Here is a 298-nt window from a genome sequence, read left to right on the forward strand (position 1 = left end):
TACAGAGTTTAACGTATCAACTGTGTCCCATTCGTCTAGAGGCCTAGGACACCGCCCTTTCACGGCGGTAACAGGGGTTCGAATCCCCTATGGGATACCATATTTAAGATGGTTGAACATAATTCGAAAGAGTTGTTTGATGATCTATAAAGCGTTGATGTTTAGCCTACAGACATTGATGAGTATTCACTCGGTACAGAGTATAACGTATCAACTGTGTCCCATTCGTCTAGAGGCCTAGGACACCGCCCTTTCACGGCGGTAACAGGGGTTCGAATCCCCTATGGGATACCATATT

General features: G+C 45.6%; 2 tRNA genes. Both read left to right on the plus strand.

Annotation, left to right across the window (positions count from 1 at the left end):
* Positions 1–24 precede the first annotated feature (24 nt).
* A tRNA-Glu gene (locus AAEZ00_RS20910) sits at positions 25–100 on the plus strand.
* Positions 101–218: 118 nt separating this feature from the next.
* Positions 219–294, plus strand: a tRNA-Glu gene (locus tag AAEZ00_RS20915).
* Positions 295–298 lie beyond the last annotated feature (4 nt).

The organism is Shewanella sp. S1-49-MNA-CIBAN-0167 (assembly GCF_040310145.1).
GTDB lineage: Bacteria > Pseudomonadota > Gammaproteobacteria > Enterobacterales > Shewanellaceae > Shewanella > Shewanella psychromarinicola.